Raw genomic sequence first — 15537 nt, 5'->3', positions numbered from 1 at the left:
GTCGGCTCTATGGCGTCACCCGTCGGCGTCCGGGACATGGCCCGTGTCCCGCTCGTGGTCGACCACCGTGCCGCTCGTGCCGGAGAGCGTGCGGCCCTCGGGGGTGGTCACCGGCAGTCCCGTACGGCCGCAGGCCCTGACCACCGGCCAGGAGGAGAGGCCGTGACGGCACCGGGTCTGCACGCGTTCGACCGGCGCCCTCCCACGGTGTACGTCACCGTGGGCGCGCAGGGGTCGGAGCAGATCACGCGGAGAGACTGGTGGGAGAGGCCGGTGGACGTGGTCCTGTCCGCGGCGTCCCGCTGACGACGCGCCCCGGGGCGGGCCGGCAGGGCACGCTCCGGGTCTCCGGGGCCTCCGGGGTCAGTTCTTCTTCTCGCCCAGACCCTGGACGTACTCCTGGGCTTTGTCGACGGCGGTGTCGATCTTGTCGCTGTGCTTGCCGTCGGTCTTGCTGTCGATGAAGTCGCCCGCCTTCTCCAGCCCGTCGGAGATCTTGTCCCCGTGGGCCTCGGCAAGGGTCTCGGCCTTTTCCTTCAGACCCTTCAGAGCATCGAACATCCGGAATCCGTCTCCTCCACTCGAAACTGCCTGGCGGTGCGCATTCTTTCACGGTGCATCCGGTCCGCCGGACGGAAACCGGAAGGAACCGGACGGCGAAGGGCGAGCCGATAGGCTGCTCGACCGGAAGCAATCGGCGGCGAACTGCATGGGGTGGGCCAGGTCATGACGAGGCGACAGAGCTGGTGGCGGCGAGGGCTGGCGGTCGGGGCCGTGTTCGCGCTGGCCGGATGCGCGGCGATCGAGGACGCGACGCAGCCCGAGCCCGCGGACGGGAAGCCGTCCGCCTCGGCCTCGGCGTCCACCGGGGCCGGCGGCGGTGGCGGTACGGCGGCCGACGACTCGGCCCTGCCGGGCATACCGACCGCGGAGCAGGCGCGGAAGGAGCTGGCCGGGCTCACGGTGGCCAAGCACGGTTCGATGTCCGGATACAGCCGGGCGAAGTTCCCCCACTGGGCGTCGCAGGGCGAGTCCTGCGACACGCGGGAGACCGTGCTGGAGCGGGACGGCACGGACGTCGAGCGCGACGACCAGTGCCGGGCGGTCGCCGGGAAGTGGACCAGCGTCTACGACGACAAGGCCTTCACCGAGGCCCGCGACCTGGACATCGACCACATGGTGCCGCTCGCCAACGCCTGGCGCTCCGGGGCCAGGACGTGGACCCAGGAGAAGCGCAAGGAGTTCGCCAACGACCTGGCGCGGCCTCAGCTGCTGGCGGTGTCGGCCGCGACGAACCGTTCCAAGGGGGACCAGGGGCCGGACGAGTGGCAGCCGCCGTCCAAGGCGTACTGGTGCACCTACTCCCGTGCCTGGGTGTCGGTGAAGGCCTCGTACGAACTCTCGGTGACGGAGGCGGAGAAGGAGACGCTCACCGAGATGCTGGACACCTGCGGCTCGTGACGCCGGGGCGCGCGAAGCCCGGCCCACGGAACGGGAACGCGTGGACCCGAGACGCGTGGACCTGAGACGCGGGTAGCCGGGGCTCGTGCGCCCGTCTCCGTGGGGCCCGCACGCGTGGGGCCCGCGTCCGTGGGCCCGCGGCTCGTTGACCTGTACCTCTCCTGAACGGAAAGCACCTCATGAACGGACCCGACCCGGACCGGACCGAGCAGTTCGTGGACGACGTCGAGGCGGGACGCGGCGGGGCGATGACCGACGAGGTGGGCGTCGTCACCGGTGAGCTGACGGTCTCCACCACCCTGCGGCCCGACGGGCGCGCCGACATCGCCGTCCAGTACACGGGCGCGGAGGAGTGGTACGTCCTCACCGGCAGCCCCGTCCCGCTGCCCTCCGCCGGTCTGGAGGCCCTGCACCGGGACATCCTCGACCGCGTACGCCGGGGAGGCGGCGCTCAGGCCGGGTGACGGGCGACCGGGGGGCTCGCCCGCCGCCAGCCGGTCACGGTCGGCCATGGCCCGCGGCGGGGCCATGGCCCTCGGTCAGTGGTCGTCCCAGTGGCCGTCGTGCGCCGAGTGGCGGTGGCCGTCGTGGATGTAGTCCACGTGGTCGCCGTGCGGGACGGCGACATGGCCGCAGTCCCGGCCGTGCTGGTGGTCGTGGCCCTCGTGGATCTCGTGTCCGGACTTCGCGCATTCGTCCACGTGGTCGCCGTGCACCCGGTGCAGGTGGCTGTCGTGGACGTAGTCGACGTGGTCCTCGTGCGGCACCGCGACGTGGCCGCAGCCCGGAGCGTGCCGATGGTCGTGGTCGGCGTGGGGGCGGTGCTCCGTGGTGGTGGACATCTGCGCGGCTCCTCCTCGACTGGGGCATGGCGGTACCGGCCGAAGAGCCGGACGCACACACCTCGCGGCTTTTAGCCGATTTTATCCCTTCTGGGGTACGGAGTCCGGCGAAGCTGCGCGGAGCGGGTGAGTGGATGGCACGGGTGGCGTGAGCGGCCCGACCCACGCGGGTGACGCGGTCAGCCCCTGATGCGGGCCCGGCGCGACATGACCGCGCGCAGCACCCGGCGCCCTTCCGTGGACAGGTCCAGGGCCTTGCGCACCCCTGCGCCGCTGCCCGCCGTGCCGCCGGTCTCCGCGAGGATCTCCAGGATCCGGATCTGCCGCTCCAGTTCCCCCGCCACCAACGGCCCCGCACCCTCCGCCTCCCCGGCACGTGCCGCCTTCAGGAGGTCGGCGGTGTCCTGCGGGGCGTCCCCGTCCGGGGCGTCGAACCGGCTGTGGATCTCCAGCGCGACCAGCGAGCAGGCGTCCGCCCACTCCCGTAGCGGCGCGGGGGCGAAGTCGGAGGGAGCCGCCGCCAGCATGGCGCGCACCCGGGCGGCCGGACCGTCCCCGCCGTCCCCGTCGGTCCCAGCCCGCGCCGCCTCTTCGTCCAGCTCCGCACGGACGGCCGTGAGGCGGATGGCCCAATCCCGCCCGTTCTCACAGCTCGCCCAGAGCGGTCGCAGCGGCTCGGGCCCGTCCGGCCCCGTGAGCAGGGGCAGACAGCGGTCCAGGCAGGCCACGGCGCCGGCGGCGAGCGCGCGCTCGTCGGCGGATTCGATCAGTTCGAGCAGACTCATCGACATCTCCCTCGGTCTACCGCGTACTGCGCCGAATGGCTGAAAATCGTCACTATCGGCGCCGGAGCAGACGGTGATCCGTCACCAGACCGTCGTACGCAAGCGCCGTACCGAGCCCTCGTACTCAACCGCCGCACCCAACCGCCGTACGAACCGTGGCGAGGAACCGTGGCGCGGAACCGTCGTTCGGAGTTGTCCTGGGGGAAGGCCGTTTACGGAGCCGTCAGCTGCTCGGACCCGGTCCGCGAGGCCCGCAGCTCCGCCCGCGCCACCTGCATGCGGGTCAGGGCGCGGACGAAGACGATGGCCAGCACCGCGGAGACGATCTCGAACGCGTCGGCCGCCACCACCAGTCCGAGGCCCTCCACGGTCTGCTCCGGCGTCTCGGCGCTTTCCTCCATGCGCGCGGTGAACGAATTCAGGAACGTGGAGACGATCCACACGGCCCACCAGAGGCGGAGCGGTGTCCGGGAGACGGTGGGCCTGCCGCCCTCGGGGCCCGGGACGGCGCTCCCCTCCCAGATGCCGGCGGCCACCCGGTAGGGGTACCAGAGGTTGGCGAACGGCACGAACCAGCCGCCGACCGACCAGCCCGGCCCCATCCTCTGCGCGCCCGGGTCGAAGACCTCGGCGTTCCGGCGGGTGCGGTGGAACCAGACGATGAAGACGACGGCGGTGACCACGAAGACGACCAGCTGGCCGGTCTGGGCCGCCGAGAGGAGCCGCTCGGCCGTCACGCCCCGGCTGCCGTGCACGGCCGGGTCACCCTGCTCGGCGAGGCCCTGCCACAGGGAGCGGAGGTGGAGCCCCCCGCCGATGGCGACCAGGTCCGTCACGATGACGGCGCCCAGCAGCACGGTCACCGCGCGGGAGAGGCCGACCGGCGAGCGCGGCCAGGTGCCCACGCCCCAGCCGCCGGGGCCGGTCGCCGCGGGCTCCGGCCGGCCGGGCAGCGGGGTCCGGGCACCCGGGCAGGAGGCGCAGAGGCCGTCGTCGGTGACGGCCGTTCCGGTACGGCAGCGGACGCAGAGCATGAGACGTTCCCCCCGGGGCGCGGGTCACGCGGAGGGCGGCCCTCCGGGACAGCGCCCGTACGACAAGTGGTCGGTGACCTCGCACGTCCCTCCCCCGGGGCGCGCGCGGCCGACGGACCGTAGCCCGTGGAAGGGGCGTCTGTCCAAGGACCCGCACCCCGCACCCGTGGAGAAGCGCGTGTCCAAGGACCCGATCCCCGTACTCGTGGAAGGGGCATCTGTCCGAGGACCCGGCCCCCGCACCCGGGTGCAAGGACCCGCGCCCCGCACCCTCAGCCCGCGCTGCCCGTCCGGGCCGCCAGCTCCTGGAACTGGTCCCAGGTCAGCTCCGGCTTCCGCGGGTCCCACAGCTTCTGCGAGGTCGCCACGAGCGGCATCCTGATGCCGTCCGCGACCTGCTGCACGGTCTGCGCGTCGGGGAGGTCGCCCCAGACCGCGAACCGGCCGCCGAGGATCTGCGGCGAGTAGCGGGCCGCCACCGGCTCGGTGCCGCGCAGCACCAGCGGGGTCCACTGCTCGTAGATCCGCTTGCCGGTCGGGTAGACGAACTCGTTCGGCTCACCGAGCACGTAGTAGAGGAACTCGTCGTTGAGGTTGAGCATCTTGTAGCCCGCCGCCAGGTACTCCTGCGGGGGCCGGGCGCCGATCTCCTTGCCGGTCCAGTACTCGATCTCGATGTTCTTGTCCGCGACGACCTTCGAGTCGCGGAAGAGGCCGTCGTTCCACGCCTTGACGGTGCGGCCCTTGGGCTCCACCACCGCCGCCCGGTCGTTGAGCCAGCCGGTGGCGAGGTCCTCGATCGTGGCGCCGGAGCCGTGCTTCTGCTCGGCGGCCCGCTGGAGCTGCGGGTAGGAGGCGGCGGGGTCGCGGACCATCAGCGCCTGGTACTCGTCGGCGCCCAGGTGCCAGAACTTCCCCGGGAACAGGTCGGTGTACTCGTCGAGCAGCTCGTCGATCAGCTTCGCCGCGCCGGGCTTGGAGATGTCGATGGAGCCGCGCGACTCCCGGCCCTGGGTGTTGCGGAGCTGGAGGTCGGGGTGGGCGCGCAGCACGGCGCCGAGGTGTCCTGGCGAGTCGATCTCGGGGACGACCTCGATGTGCAGGCTGTTGGCGAGCCCGACGATACGGCGGACCTCGTCCTGGGTCAGGGCCTCGTCCGAGACCACCTCGGGGTGGGTCTTCGACTCGATCCGGAACGCCTGGTCGTCGGAGAAGTGCAGGCCGAGCTGGTTGAGCTTGAGGTCGCCCATCTCCCGTATGCGGTCCTCTATCCACTCCGCGCTGTAGTGCTTGCGGGCGATGTCGAGGTTCAGTCCGCGCTGCGGGCGGTCGGGGCGGTCGTTGACCACCCCCTCCGGCACGGTCTTGTCCGCCTTCAGGGACTGCTTGAGTGTGCGGGTGCCATAGAAGACGCCCGACTCGTCGGGGCCGGTGATCCGCACCTTCCGGTCGCGGACGGTCAGCGTGTACGACTCGGCCGGCCCCTGGTCCTTCGCCCCGAGCGCCAGCTGGACATCCCCCTCGCGGGCGTCCTCGGCGCCCCGGTAGTGGATGTTCAGCTCCCTGGCGAGCAGCTGGGCCTCGTCCGCGAGGACCTCGCTGCCCTTGGCGATGACGACCGTGCTGTCCTCGCCGGGCCGCCAGCCGGGTCCGCGCGCGGCGGTGTGCTCACGGACCGCCGGGATGGTGCTCGGGGCGGTGGAGAGCGGGTAGCTGCGGGAGGGTGACGGGGCTGCCGCCGACGCGGAGGTCCCGGACGGGGACGCGGCGTCGCGGGACGGGTGGCTGCCGGAGCCTTCCGGCCAGACGACGACGGTGAGGACGGCGGCGGCCGCGACCGTGGCGGCCGCGCCGGTGACGAGGGCACCTCGCGTGGGCGACATCGCTCAGATTCCTCCGGGATAGGGGCCAGGGCCAGGGGAGCAAAGGGGGAGAGGATTGATGAATAGGCTGAAAGACTGACATTCCTGCCGCCGATCCGCCCACCGAGAACGAGCGCCGAGCGTACGGAACCCCGGATTCCGCAGGTCAGGGGGGTGTCAGCGGAGCGTCAAAGGTTCCGAAACTCTCCCGTTCGGGTGATTTTCAGCCGATCCCCCGGACGGCCGTCGGCCGATCTCGCTAGCGTTGCGCACATTCGTCCCTCCCTTCACTCCCCTCCCTGGAGCCCTCGGGAAGCCGCCCGGAAGCCCTGAGCGGCGCCGGGAGGTCCCGCCCTGGAGGCCGCACTTCCGGAACGTCCCCTCCCACCCCGCGCACGTCCCCCGCACGCCCCACGTGTGCCTCGCCTTCACCCCGCGTACGCCCCCGTGGGGCAACCTTGTCGGCCTCCTGCCCCTCTTCAGGGGCACAGATGCCGTTGATCCGAGGAGTCCACGCTGTCCAGGTCCAGCGAGTCCCCCGCCGGCCTGCCCGAGCAGTCCGCACCCCCGGCCGGGCCCTCCGCCGTACCCGTGCAGCACCGCCGTCCGCCGCAGCCCGGCGGTGGTGCCGGGCTGTCCCCCGCCCAGGTGGCGGCCGGGCTCGCCCGGTTCAACGAGGCCCCCTTCGCCATCGCCGAGGCCGCGCTCGCGGAGTGCTGCGGCAGCCGCCGCTGGGCCCACCGGATGGCCGCCCACCGGCCCTTCCCCGATCTGCCGTCGCTGCTGGCCGCCTCCGACGAGGCGGGGTACGACCTGGCGCCCCGGGACATCGCGGAGGCGCTCGCCGCCGAGCCGGCCCCCTTCCTGCACGACGACGCGCCCCGCGCCGCCCATCTCGCGCTCCAGGCGGCGCACGCGGCGTACGAGAGCAGATTCGGCCATTCCTTCGTGATCTGCCTGGATCCGTGCCCGCCCTCGCAGGCCGTGGACCAGGTTCTGGCCGCCATCCGGGTCCGGCTGACCCACGAGATGGACGACGAGCGGGCCCTCACCGCCGATGAGCTGCGGCGACTGGCCCGGAGCAGGCTCGTCGACCTGGTGGCCGGGGGCTGGTGAGCCGGGGAGCGCGGCCCGGACCCACCTGAGCGGGACGGCAGCCGGGAAAGACCCGCTCTAGCCCGTACGTGCCTGTTTGATTGCCACTTTGATCACACCAGAGGCCCCCGCGCGAACGAACCGACAAAGCGTCGCTACGATGGCCGGGGCCGGTGGACCGTACCCGGCCGGGTCAGACCGACAGTCAAGCCGGCCGACCCCAATCCCCGCTCCCGGAGGGTTCTTCCGTGCCGGCTGGAACGCTGTACCGCGGCCGGGAAGGCATGTGGTCCTGGGTGGCTCATCGAGTCACCGGTGTCCTCATTTTCTTCTTCCTGTTCGTACATGTCCTGGACACCGCTCTCGTCCGCGTCTCCCCCGAGGCCTACGACGACGTCGTGGCCACGTACAAGACGCCGATCGTCGCGCTCCTCGAATACGGCCTGGTGGCCGCGATTCTCTTCCACGCGCTGAACGGTCTCCGGATCATCGCCGTGGACTTCTGGGCCAAGGGCCCGCGACTCCAGAAGCAGATGCTCTGGACCGTGGTGGGCATCTGGATCGTGCTGATGGTGGGGGCCCTGTACCCCGTCCTCGGTCACGCCGTACGCGACGTCTTCGGGAGCTGAGGCCCATGTCCAGCGAGACTTCTTCCGCAGCCGCGATCGGCGACGTCGAGGGCGTGAGCCTGTACGACGTCGACAACCCGGCCCCGGTGATCGAGCCCCCGCGCAAGCGGACCAGCAAGACGCCCAAGGGTTCGCGCACCAACTTCGAGATGTACGCCTGGCTCTTCATGCGCCTGTCGGGCATCCTCCTGACCGTCCTCGTCATCGGCCACCTGCTGATCCAGCTGGTGCTCGACGGCGGCGTCTCCAAGATCGGCTTCGCCTTCGTGGCGGGTCGCTGGGCCTCGCCGTTCTGGCAGGCCTGGGACCTCATCATGCTGTGGCTCGCCATGCTCCACGGCGCCAACGGCCTCCGTACGGTCATCAACGACTACGCCGAACGGGACAGGACCCGCTTCTGGCTGAAGATGCTCCTGTACACCGCCACGGTGTTCACCGTCCTGCTGGGCACGCTGGTGATCTTCACCTTCGACCCGAACATCCGCTAGGCGCCGGGACAGAGGGACCAGAGGAAAACCATGCAGATCCACAAGTACGACACCGTCATCGTCGGAGCCGGCGGCGCCGGCATGCGCGCGGCCATCGAGGCCACCAAGCGCAGCCGCACCGCCGTGCTGACGAAGCTCTACCCCACCCGCTCCCACACGGGCGCCGCGCAGGGCGGCATGGCCGCCGCGCTCGCCAACGTGGAGGAGGACAACTGGGAGTGGCACACCTTCGACACGATCAAGGGCGGCGACTACCTGGTCGACCAGGACGCCGCCGAGATCCTCGCGAAGGAGGCCATCGACGCCGTCCTCGACCTGGAGAAGATGGGCCTGCCGTTCGGCCGCACGCCCGAGGGCAAGATCGACCAGCGCCGCTTCGGCGGTCACACCCGCAGCCATGGTGAGGCCCCGGTCCGCCGGGCCTGCTACTCGGGCGACCGCACCGGCCACATGATCCTCCAGACGCTGTACCAGAACTGCGTCAAGGAGGGCGTGGAGTTCTTCAACGAGTTCTACGTCCTGGACCAGCTGATCACCGAGGTCGACGGGGTCAAGAAGTCCGCCGGCGTCGTCGCGTTCGAGCTGGCGACCGGCGAGATCCACGTCTTCCAGGCGAAGTCGGTCATCTACGCCTCCGGCGGCACCGGCAAGTTCTTCAAGGTGACGTCCAACGCCCACACCCTGACCGGTGACGGCCAGGCCGCCTGCTACCGGCGCGGTCTGCCGCTGGAGGACATGGAGTTCTTCCAGTTCCACCCGACGGGCATCTGGCGCATGGGCATCCTGCTGACGGAGGGCGCCCGCGGTGAGGGCGGCATCCTCCGCAACAAGGACGGCGAGCGCTTCATGGAGAAGTACGCGCCCGTCATGAAGGACCTCGCCTCGCGCGACGTCGTCTCGCGCTCCATCTACACGGAGATCCGCGAGGGCCGCGGCTGCGGTCCGGCCGGCGACCACGTCTACCTGGACCTGACGCACCTGCCGCCGGAGCAGCTGGACGCCAAGCTCCCGGACATCACCGAGTTCGCGCGGACCTACCTCGGCATCGAGCCCTACACGGACCCGATCCCGATCCAGCCGACCGCGCACTACGCCATGGGCGGCATCCCGACCAACGTCGAGGGCGAGGTGCTGGCCGACAACACCACCGTCGTCCCGGGCCTGTACGCGGCCGGCGAGGTCGCCTGTGTCTCCGTGCACGGCGCCAACCGCCTCGGCACCAACTCGCTGCTCGACATCAACGTCTTCGGACGGCGTTCGGGCATCGCCGCCGCCGAGTACGCGGCGAAGAGCGACTTCGTCGAGCTGCCCGAGAACCCGGCCCAGCTCGTCGCCGACCAGGTGGAGCGGCTGCGCAACTCGACGGGCACCGAGCGGGTCGCCGAACTGCGCACGGAGCTGCAGGAGTGCATGGACGCCAACGTGATGGTGTTCCGCACCGAGCAGACCATCAAGACGGCGGTCGAGAAGATCGCCGAGCTGCGCGAGCGGTACCTCAACGTGTCCATCCAGGACAAGGGCAAGCGGTTCAACACCGACCTGCTGGAGGCCATCGAGCTGGGCAACCTGCTCGACCTGGCCGAGGTCATGGCGGTCTCCGCGCTCGCCCGCAAGGAGTCCCGCGGCGGTCACTACCGCGAGGACTACCCGAACCGCGACGACGTCAACTTCATGCGCCACACCATGGCGTACCGCGAGGTGGCCGCCGACGGCGCCGAGTCGATCCGGCTCGACTACAAGCCGGTCGTGACGACCCGCTACCAGCCGATGGAGCGTAAGTACTGATGGCTACCCCGACCCTGGACAAGACCGGCAACGCCGAGGCCGGCTTCGCCGACTCCCCGTTCATCACGGCCACGTTCCGCATCCGCCGCTTCAACCCCGAGGTGTCGGACGAGGTCCAGTGGCAGGACTTCCAGATCGAGATCGACCCGAAGGAGCGTGTCCTCGACGCCCTTCACAAGATCAAGTGGGAGCTCGACGGGACCCTGACGTTCCGCCGTTCCTGCGCCCACGGCATCTGCGGTTCCGACGCGATGCGGATCAACGGCAAGAACCGGCTCGCCTGCAAGACGCTGATCAAGGACATCAACCCGGAGAAGCCGATCACGGTCGAGGCCATCAAGGGCCTCACGGTCCTCAAGGACCTCGTGGTCGACATGGACCCGTTCTTCCAGGCCTACCACGATGTGATGCCCTTCCTCATCACCAAGGGGAACGAGCCGACCCGCGAGCGCCTGCAGTCCCCCGAGGACCGCGAGCGCTTCGACGACACCACCAAGTGCATCCTGTGCGCCGCGTGCACGTCCTCGTGCCCGGTGTTCTGGAACGACGGCCAGTACTTCGGCCCGGCGGCGATCGTCAACGCGCACCGCTTCATCTTCGACTCGCGCGACGAGGCCGGTGAGCAGCGGCTGGAGATCCTCAACGACCGTGACGGCGTGTGGCGTTGCCGTACGACGTTCAACTGCACGGACGCCTGCCCGCGTGGCATCGAGGTCACCAAGGCGATCCAGGAGGTGAAGCGCGCGCTCATCACGCGTCGCTTCTGATCCGGGCGCGGATCTCCGCGCGGCATCTTCGCGGGCCCCGTCCGCCGTGGTCGTCATGACCCCGGCGGGCGGGGCCCGTTGCTGCGTACGGGCGATACGAGCGGTACGGTCGTGCGGAGCCTGACGCGCACAGAGAACGGGGATCCCCATGAGCGAGCCGCAACCCGGACCGGGCGACGCCTACAAGTGGGGTCCTCCCCGGCAGCCCGCCCACCCGCCGACGGTGGCCGACGGCCAGGCGTACGGCTACCCCTCGCCGGGCGCCACGCCCGCGTACGGCTATCCCCAGCCGCTCCCCGAGTCCGCGACCCAGCCCGGTCCCGGTTACGGCTATCCGTACCCGGCGCAGCCGACGATGCCCGGTGCGTACCTGCCCGTGCCCCAGGGCGTGCCCGGCCAGGGCGGGGTGCCGATGCTGTCGATCGGGGACATCACGGTCCTGAGCGACGCGATCGTGACCCCGTCGGGGACGATGCCGCTCAGGGGGGCGGTCTGGACGGCCACCGACATGACGCGCACCGAGGAGAAGATCCCGGCGCACGCGATCGTGCTGGCGATCGTCTTCGCCCTGTTCTGCCTGATCGGCCTGCTCTTCCTGCTGATGAAGGAGAAGCGGACCGTGGGCTTCGTGCAGGTGACCGTCACCAGCGGCGGCCGGCACCACGGCACGATGATCCCGGCCATGGGCCCGCACACCTTCCCCGCCGTGATGGGCCAGGTCAACCAGGCCCGTTCGATGAGCGTCTGAGCGGGGCCACCCGGTCATGGCACGTTTCGAGCACACGGTCACCGTCGCCGCCCTGGACCGCGGCTGGTTCGAGGAGACCGCCGGACATGTGGTGGACCTCTTCGAGGCCTCCCGCGAGCAGGACGGGGCGATCCTCCTGCCCGACGGGCGCCCGGTGCACGGGCTGCGGCTGCTGAAGGGGCGTCATCTGCAGCCGGGGGCGGAGTACGGGGAGACACCCGGGGAGAAGGAGCCCGCCGCGGAGCCCGCCGCCCTGCGGAAGGGTGGCGCCCCGGATTCCGCCGCCCCGCCGGAGAAGGCCCCGCAGGAGCCCGCCGTGGAGTCCGCCGTCCTCCGCGAGTGGCGGCCCTCCCGGGTGATCGCGGTGGAGAGCCACGCGGTGGACGAGGGCATGTCCATGCGTGTGGGAGTACGGCTGCGGGAGCCCCGGGCCCCGAAGTCGCTGGAGTTCTCCCTCGACGGGCACAACCCCGAGGGCGGCTCCCTGTACCGCTTCTCCGGCCGCGCCAAGGCCGACCTGCACGCCTGGTGGGCGGCGCTGGACCTGCCCCCGGCGGCTCCCCCGGCCGCCCGGGCACCGGTCGTCGGCACGGCCGTCCACCGGCTCGGCAAGGCCCGTCTCACGGTCACCCCGCGCGCGACCGGGGACGGCTCCTGGCGGGTCACCGTCGTGCTGAGCGTGCGCGGGCGGTGGCTGCTGCGGCCGGTCGCGGCGGTGGGGCTGCTCTTCGCCCGGAAGCCGGTCGAGCGGGGGTTCCGCGAGGCGGTGGACTCCTCGGTGGCGGAGTGGGCCGGGATGCTGGCGGAGCTGCCGCGGCTGCGCGGTGAGGCGCTGCGCGCGGAGATCGCGGACGCGCTGACCGAGCCGCCGGAGCCCGTGGCCGAGGAGCCGGAGCCCTCGGAGCCCGCGCCGAAGCCCCTCTGACGCGGAGCACCCCTGTAGACCCCTTCTTGAACATGTTCAAGAAGGGGTCTACAGTCATGCCCACAAGGAGTTTTGAACGCGTTCAAAGGAGGGTGGGGCATGGACCTCACTGTGGTCGCGTACGTCGTCTACCTGCTCATCAGCGTGGCGCTCACCGTCTGGGTCGCCCGCACCCTCAGCCGTAACGGCAAGGTCTTCCTCGCCGACGTGCTCAAGGGGAACGAGAAGCTCGCCGAAGCCGTCAACCACCTGCTGGTGGTGGGCTTCTACCTGGTCAACCTCGGGTTCGTCGCGCTCTACCTCAGGAACGCCGACGGGGTGGCCGACGCCCGCGAGCTGCTGGAGGCGCTCTCGGTGAAGGTGGGCGTGGTCCTGCTGGTCCTCGGGATCATGCACCTGGGCAACGTGTGGGTGCTCAGCCGGATCCGCCGCCGGGGCGCGATGGAGCACCGGCAGGCCCCGCCCGTACCGCCGCGCGGCTGGGCCCCGCCGACCGGCCCGGGCCCGTGGGCCGCACCCGCCCCGGCGCCCGGCCCCCGGCAGTGACGGCCTCGCGGCTAGTGTGGGGTCCGTGGTGAAGGAAGAGAAGAACGTGCAGGAGAACGGGGCTCCGAAGCCCGCCGGGACCGGCCGGAGCACACCGTCCGGCAAGGCCGCGAAGAGCGAGCAGACCCGCACGCTGATTCTCGAGACGGCCCTGCGGCTCTTCGCCGAGCGCGGGTACGACAGGACGACCATGCGGGCCATCGCCCAGGAGGCGGGCGTCTCCGTCGGGAACGCCTACTACTACTTCTCCTCCAAGGAGCACCTGGTCCAGGGCTTCTACGACCGCATCGCCGCCGAGCACGCGCAGGCGGTGCGGCCGGTCCTCGCGGCGGAGAGCGAGCTGGCCGACCGGGTCCGCGGGCTGCTGCTGGTCTGGCTGGACGTGGCGGAGCCGTACCACCGGTTCGCCGCCCAGTTCTTCAAGAACGCGGCCGACCCGGAGAGCCCGCTCTCCCCCTTCTCCGACGAGTCGGTGGCGGCCCGGGAGGCGGCGATCTCGCTGCACCGGGAGGCCCTCGCCGGTTCGAGCACCAAGAGCGATCCCGAACTGGCCCCGCTGCTGCCCGAGTTGCTCTGGCTGATGCAGATGGGGCTGGTGCTGTTCTGGGTCTACGACCGCTCCCCGGGCGCGGAGCGCACCCGACGGCTGGTCGAGCGCACCGCGCCGATCGCCGCACGGGCCATCGCGCTCTCCCGGTTCCGGGTGCTGCGACCGCTCGTGCGGCAGGTCCACGCGCTGCTGGTGGAGTTCATGCCCGTCCCGGACGGCCGGGACGGGCACGAGGAGCGCCCGGTCAGATCCGGTTGAGCTCCCACAGACGCCAGAAGCCCGTGCCGTCGGAGAGGTACTGGGAGCCGGCGACGCCCGTCTTGGCGACGACGTAGTCCTTCTTCTGCCACAGCGGCAGCAGCGGTACGTCCTCACCGACCAGCTTCTGCATCTCCTTGAAGTCGTTGGAGGTGCGGCCGCGGTCGCTGTACTGCTGGGTGGCGGCGATCAGCCGGTCCATCTTCTTGCTGGAGTAGCCGCTGTGCAGGACGTTGCCGGTGCCGACGAGCGGCTGGCTGAAGGTGTCCGGGTCCGGGAAGTCGGGGAACCAGCCGACGGTGTACATGTCGTACTCACCGGCCGCGTACCCCTTCTGGTAGCGGGTCCACTCGACGGCCTTGACGGAGACCTTGAAGAGCCCGTCCTTCTCCAGCTGGCGCCGCAGCTCGGCGGTCTCCTTGGTGTACATGTCGCCCTCGCGGTAGGCGAAGTTGACGGGGACCGGGGTCTCGACGCCGGCCTCCGCCAGGAGCTTCTCGGCGCGCTTGGGGTCGGAGGCGGGGTAGGCGTCGAAGAAGGGGGTGCTGTGCCCGATGTAGCCGGTGGGGATCAGCGAGTACAGCGGCTGGACCGTGCCCTGGTAGACCTTGCTGACCAGCGGGCCCCGGTCGAGGAGCGCGGCGACGGCCTGGCGGACCTTCTTCGTGCCGAACGGCGAGTCGTCGCGGGTGTTGAAGATGATGTTGCGGATCTCGGCGCTGGCCGCCTCCGTGACCCGGACGTCCGGGTCGCCCTCGTCCAGCTCGGCGAGGGTCTCGGAGGGCAGCTGGCGGTGGGCGACCTCGATGTCGCCGTTCTTCCACGCCGTCAGCAGGTCCTCGGAGGCCTTGAAGTAGTTGATGGTGACGGCCTGGCCGGTCTTCTTCAGAGCGCCCTTGTACTTCAGGTTCGGCACCAGCTCGGCGCGGGTCCCCGACTCGTACGAGCGCAGGACGTACGGGCCGGAGCCGTCGACCTGGTTGCCCTTGCGCAGCTCGTCCGCCGGGTACTTGGTCGAGTCGACGATCGCCGCGGCGCCGGTGGCCAGCTTCTGCGGGAAGGTCGCGTCCTTGGTGGAGAGGTTGAAGGTGATCGTCCGCCCCTCGGTCGTCACCGAGTCGAGGGTCGGGAAGAGACCGGCGGGGCCGACGTCCGACTTGATCGTGAAGATCCGGTCGAAGGAGTGCTTGACGTCCTCGGCGGTGATCTTCCGGCCGTTGGAGAAGGTCAGGTCGTCACGGAGCTTGCACTGGTACGTCTGGAGCTTCTGCCCGACGAACGCGCAGCTCTCCGCCGCGTCCGGCTCCGGCACGATGGCACCGGGCTTGAAGGTCATCAGCGACTGGTAGATGTTGCTGTAGATCGCCCAGGAGCCCGCGTCGTACGCGCCGGCCGGGTCGAGCGAGGAGACGATGTCCGATGTCCCGACGGTGATCGCGTCGGTCTTCGCCTCCCCTGTCGGGAGAAGTTGCCAGGCCCCCACGCCTGCGATGACCAAAACCGCGAGAATCGCGAGAATCCGTACCCGGACCGACCGCATTGCCGTGCTCTCCCTTACCAGCCCCACCACGGCAGTTGCGCGCAGACACGCACAGCGCCGCACGTTCGCGCTTACCCAATCACACGATTTTCACATCCGGAAGAGTAAATAGGGTACTCACAGCCTTTTATTGGACACGGTCGACGGACCGTGTCCGAAAAGGCCGTTTCCCGCCCCTGACCAGGGGTTTTCCGTAGCTGAGGGTGACGTTACGGTGCAGTT

Annotated in this window: 18 protein-coding genes; 12 read left to right on the top strand and 6 right to left on the bottom strand. The window is 70.6% G+C overall.

The features are described from left to right. The first annotated feature begins 162 nt into the window (after window positions 1-162). Window positions 163-306, top strand: coding sequence for a hypothetical protein (locus tag ACQ9ZG_RS21555; protein ID WP_499281109.1), 144 nt, complete (start codon window positions 163-165; stop codon window positions 304-306). Between the two features lie 57 nt (window positions 307-363). Here ACQ9ZG_RS21555 and ACQ9ZG_RS21550 read toward each other — a convergent pair whose 3' ends face one another. Next, on the bottom strand, window positions 364-561 hold the full coding sequence (locus ACQ9ZG_RS21550; protein WP_018490940.1) for an antitoxin: 198 nt from the start codon (window positions 559-561) through the stop codon (window positions 364-366). A gap of 165 nt (window positions 562-726) precedes the next feature. On the opposite strand from ACQ9ZG_RS21550, the gene ACQ9ZG_RS21545 reads away from it, so the two are divergent. Together ACQ9ZG_RS21545 and ACQ9ZG_RS21540 are read left to right on the top strand one after the other, a co-directional pair. Beyond that, window positions 727-1461: an HNH endonuclease family protein gene (locus tag ACQ9ZG_RS21545; RefSeq protein ID WP_050451274.1), complete on the top strand. Its 735-nt coding sequence runs from the start codon at window positions 727-729 to the stop codon at window positions 1459-1461. Window positions 1462-1640: 179 nt separating this feature from the next. Then, a complete protein-coding gene (locus tag ACQ9ZG_RS21540) occupies window positions 1641-1925 on the top strand; it encodes a hypothetical protein (RefSeq protein ID WP_018490938.1) in 285 nt (94 codons plus the stop codon). A 75-nt stretch (window positions 1926-2000) separates the two neighbouring features. Here ACQ9ZG_RS21540 and ACQ9ZG_RS21535 read toward each other — a convergent pair whose 3' ends face one another. From ACQ9ZG_RS21535 to ACQ9ZG_RS21520, 4 genes are all read right to left on the bottom strand, one after another. Further along, the gene (locus tag ACQ9ZG_RS21535) at window positions 2001-2303 is read right to left on the bottom strand and encodes a hypothetical protein (RefSeq protein ID WP_028416589.1); all 303 of its coding nucleotides are present in this window, start codon (window positions 2301-2303) and stop codon (window positions 2001-2003) included. Window positions 2304-2482: 179 nt separating this feature from the next. After that, entirely contained in the window at window positions 2483-3088 is a 606-nt protein-coding gene (locus ACQ9ZG_RS21530; RefSeq protein ID WP_109915227.1) for a hypothetical protein, read from the bottom strand. 212 nt (window positions 3089-3300) lie between these two features. Next, entirely contained in the window at window positions 3301-4122 is an 822-nt protein-coding gene (locus tag ACQ9ZG_RS21525) for a DUF4328 domain-containing protein (RefSeq protein WP_499281106.1), read from the bottom strand. A gap of 272 nt (window positions 4123-4394) precedes the next feature. Then, window positions 4395-6005, bottom strand: a complete 1611-nt coding sequence (locus ACQ9ZG_RS21520) for a beta-N-acetylhexosaminidase (protein ID WP_109917490.1) — start codon at window positions 6003-6005, stop codon at window positions 4395-4397. 570 nt (window positions 6006-6575) lie between these two features. Here ACQ9ZG_RS21520 and ACQ9ZG_RS21515 point away from each other — a divergent pair. The 9 genes from ACQ9ZG_RS21515 (at window position 6576) to ACQ9ZG_RS21475 (ending at window position 13775) form a co-directional block, all read left to right on the top strand. Next, window positions 6576-7100 (top strand): 2-oxo-4-hydroxy-4-carboxy-5-ureidoimidazoline decarboxylase, encoded by a 525-nt coding sequence (locus tag ACQ9ZG_RS21515; protein ID WP_499281104.1) that lies wholly within the window; start codon window positions 6576-6578, stop codon window positions 7098-7100. A 227-nt stretch (window positions 7101-7327) separates the two neighbouring features. Then, entirely contained in the window at window positions 7328-7708 is a 381-nt protein-coding gene (gene sdhC, locus ACQ9ZG_RS21510; protein ID WP_073740310.1) for a succinate dehydrogenase, cytochrome b556 subunit, read from the top strand. A 5-nt stretch (window positions 7709-7713) separates the two neighbouring features. Next, on the top strand, window positions 7714-8196 hold the full coding sequence (locus tag ACQ9ZG_RS21505) for a succinate dehydrogenase hydrophobic membrane anchor subunit (RefSeq protein ID WP_028416594.1): 483 nt from the start codon (window positions 7714-7716) through the stop codon (window positions 8194-8196). Window positions 8197-8226: 30 nt separating this feature from the next. After that, entirely contained in the window at window positions 8227-9981 is a 1755-nt protein-coding gene (gene sdhA / locus ACQ9ZG_RS21500) for a succinate dehydrogenase flavoprotein subunit (protein WP_028416595.1), read from the top strand. Next, on the top strand, window positions 9981-10748 hold the full coding sequence (locus ACQ9ZG_RS21495; RefSeq protein WP_018490929.1) for a succinate dehydrogenase iron-sulfur subunit: 768 nt from the start codon (window positions 9981-9983) through the stop codon (window positions 10746-10748). The genes sdhA and ACQ9ZG_RS21495 overlap by 1 nt, the downstream gene beginning before the upstream one ends. A 148-nt stretch (window positions 10749-10896) precedes the next feature. Beyond that, window positions 10897-11496 (top strand): hypothetical protein, encoded by a 600-nt coding sequence (locus tag ACQ9ZG_RS21490; RefSeq protein ID WP_109916250.1) that lies wholly within the window; start codon window positions 10897-10899, stop codon window positions 11494-11496. Window positions 11497-11512: 16 nt separating this feature from the next. After that, window positions 11513-12421 carry a hypothetical protein gene (locus ACQ9ZG_RS21485; protein ID WP_499281101.1) on the top strand — a complete coding sequence of 303 codons (909 nt, stop codon included), beginning with the start codon at window positions 11513-11515 and terminating at the stop codon, window positions 12419-12421. Between the two features lie 99 nt (window positions 12422-12520). Continuing rightward, the gene (locus tag ACQ9ZG_RS21480) at window positions 12521-12967 is read left to right on the top strand and encodes a hypothetical protein (protein WP_018490926.1); all 447 of its coding nucleotides are present in this window, start codon (window positions 12521-12523) and stop codon (window positions 12965-12967) included. 25 nt (window positions 12968-12992) lie between these two features. Then, a complete protein-coding gene (locus ACQ9ZG_RS21475; protein WP_109917011.1) occupies window positions 12993-13775 on the top strand; it encodes a TetR/AcrR family transcriptional regulator in 783 nt (260 codons plus the stop codon). On the opposite strand, the gene ACQ9ZG_RS21470 is transcribed toward ACQ9ZG_RS21475, so the two are convergent. Further along, entirely contained in the window at window positions 13762-15315 is a 1554-nt protein-coding gene (locus ACQ9ZG_RS21470; protein WP_028416600.1) for an ABC transporter substrate-binding protein, read from the bottom strand. The two genes, ACQ9ZG_RS21475 and ACQ9ZG_RS21470, sit on opposite strands and share 14 nt — an antisense overlap. Between the last annotated feature and the right edge of the window lie 222 nt (window positions 15316-15537).

Origin of the sequence: Streptomyces araujoniae (assembly GCF_050871195.1) — a bacterium.
GTDB classification, from domain to species: Bacteria; Actinomycetota; Actinomycetes; order Streptomycetales; family Streptomycetaceae; genus Streptomyces; species Streptomyces bacillaris.
Note: the sequence above shows the minus strand (reverse complement) of the source record. Positions and strands in the feature narration are given on the sequence as shown.

Bases quoted from the DNA above. Each gene is read 5' to 3' on its own strand.
- ACQ9ZG_RS21550 (WP_018490940.1), bottom strand. From the start codon at position 561: ATGTTCGATGCTCTGAAGGGTCTGAAGGAAAAGGCCGAGACCCTTGCC.
- ACQ9ZG_RS21545 (WP_050451274.1), top strand. From the start codon at position 727: ATGACGAGGCGACAGAGCTGGTGGCGGCGAGGGCTGGCGGTCGGGGCC.
- ACQ9ZG_RS21540 (WP_018490938.1), top strand. From the start codon at position 1,641: ATGAACGGACCCGACCCGGACCGGACCGAGCAGTTCGTGGACGACGTC.
- ACQ9ZG_RS21535 (WP_028416589.1), bottom strand. From the start codon at position 2,303: ATGTCCACCACCACGGAGCACCGCCCCCACGCCGACCACGACCATCGG.
- ACQ9ZG_RS21530 (WP_109915227.1), bottom strand. From the start codon at position 3,088: ATGAGTCTGCTCGAACTGATCGAATCCGCCGACGAGCGCGCGCTCGCC.
- ACQ9ZG_RS21525 (WP_499281106.1), bottom strand. From the start codon at position 4,122: ATGCTCTGCGTCCGCTGCCGTACCGGAACGGCCGTCACCGACGACGGC.
- ACQ9ZG_RS21520 (WP_109917490.1), bottom strand. From the start codon at position 6,005: ATGTCGCCCACGCGAGGTGCCCTCGTCACCGGCGCGGCCGCCACGGTC.
- ACQ9ZG_RS21505 (WP_028416594.1), top strand. From the start codon at position 7,714: ATGTCCAGCGAGACTTCTTCCGCAGCCGCGATCGGCGACGTCGAGGGC.
- sdhA (WP_028416595.1), top strand. From the start codon at position 8,227: ATGCAGATCCACAAGTACGACACCGTCATCGTCGGAGCCGGCGGCGCC.
- ACQ9ZG_RS21495 (WP_018490929.1), top strand. From the start codon at position 9,981: ATGGCTACCCCGACCCTGGACAAGACCGGCAACGCCGAGGCCGGCTTC.
- ACQ9ZG_RS21490 (WP_109916250.1), top strand. From the start codon at position 10,897: ATGAGCGAGCCGCAACCCGGACCGGGCGACGCCTACAAGTGGGGTCCT.
- ACQ9ZG_RS21485 (WP_499281101.1), top strand. From the start codon at position 11,513: ATGGCACGTTTCGAGCACACGGTCACCGTCGCCGCCCTGGACCGCGGC.
- ACQ9ZG_RS21480 (WP_018490926.1), top strand. From the start codon at position 12,521: ATGGACCTCACTGTGGTCGCGTACGTCGTCTACCTGCTCATCAGCGTG.
- ACQ9ZG_RS21470 (WP_028416600.1), bottom strand. From the start codon at position 15,315: ATGCGGTCGGTCCGGGTACGGATTCTCGCGATTCTCGCGGTTTTGGTC.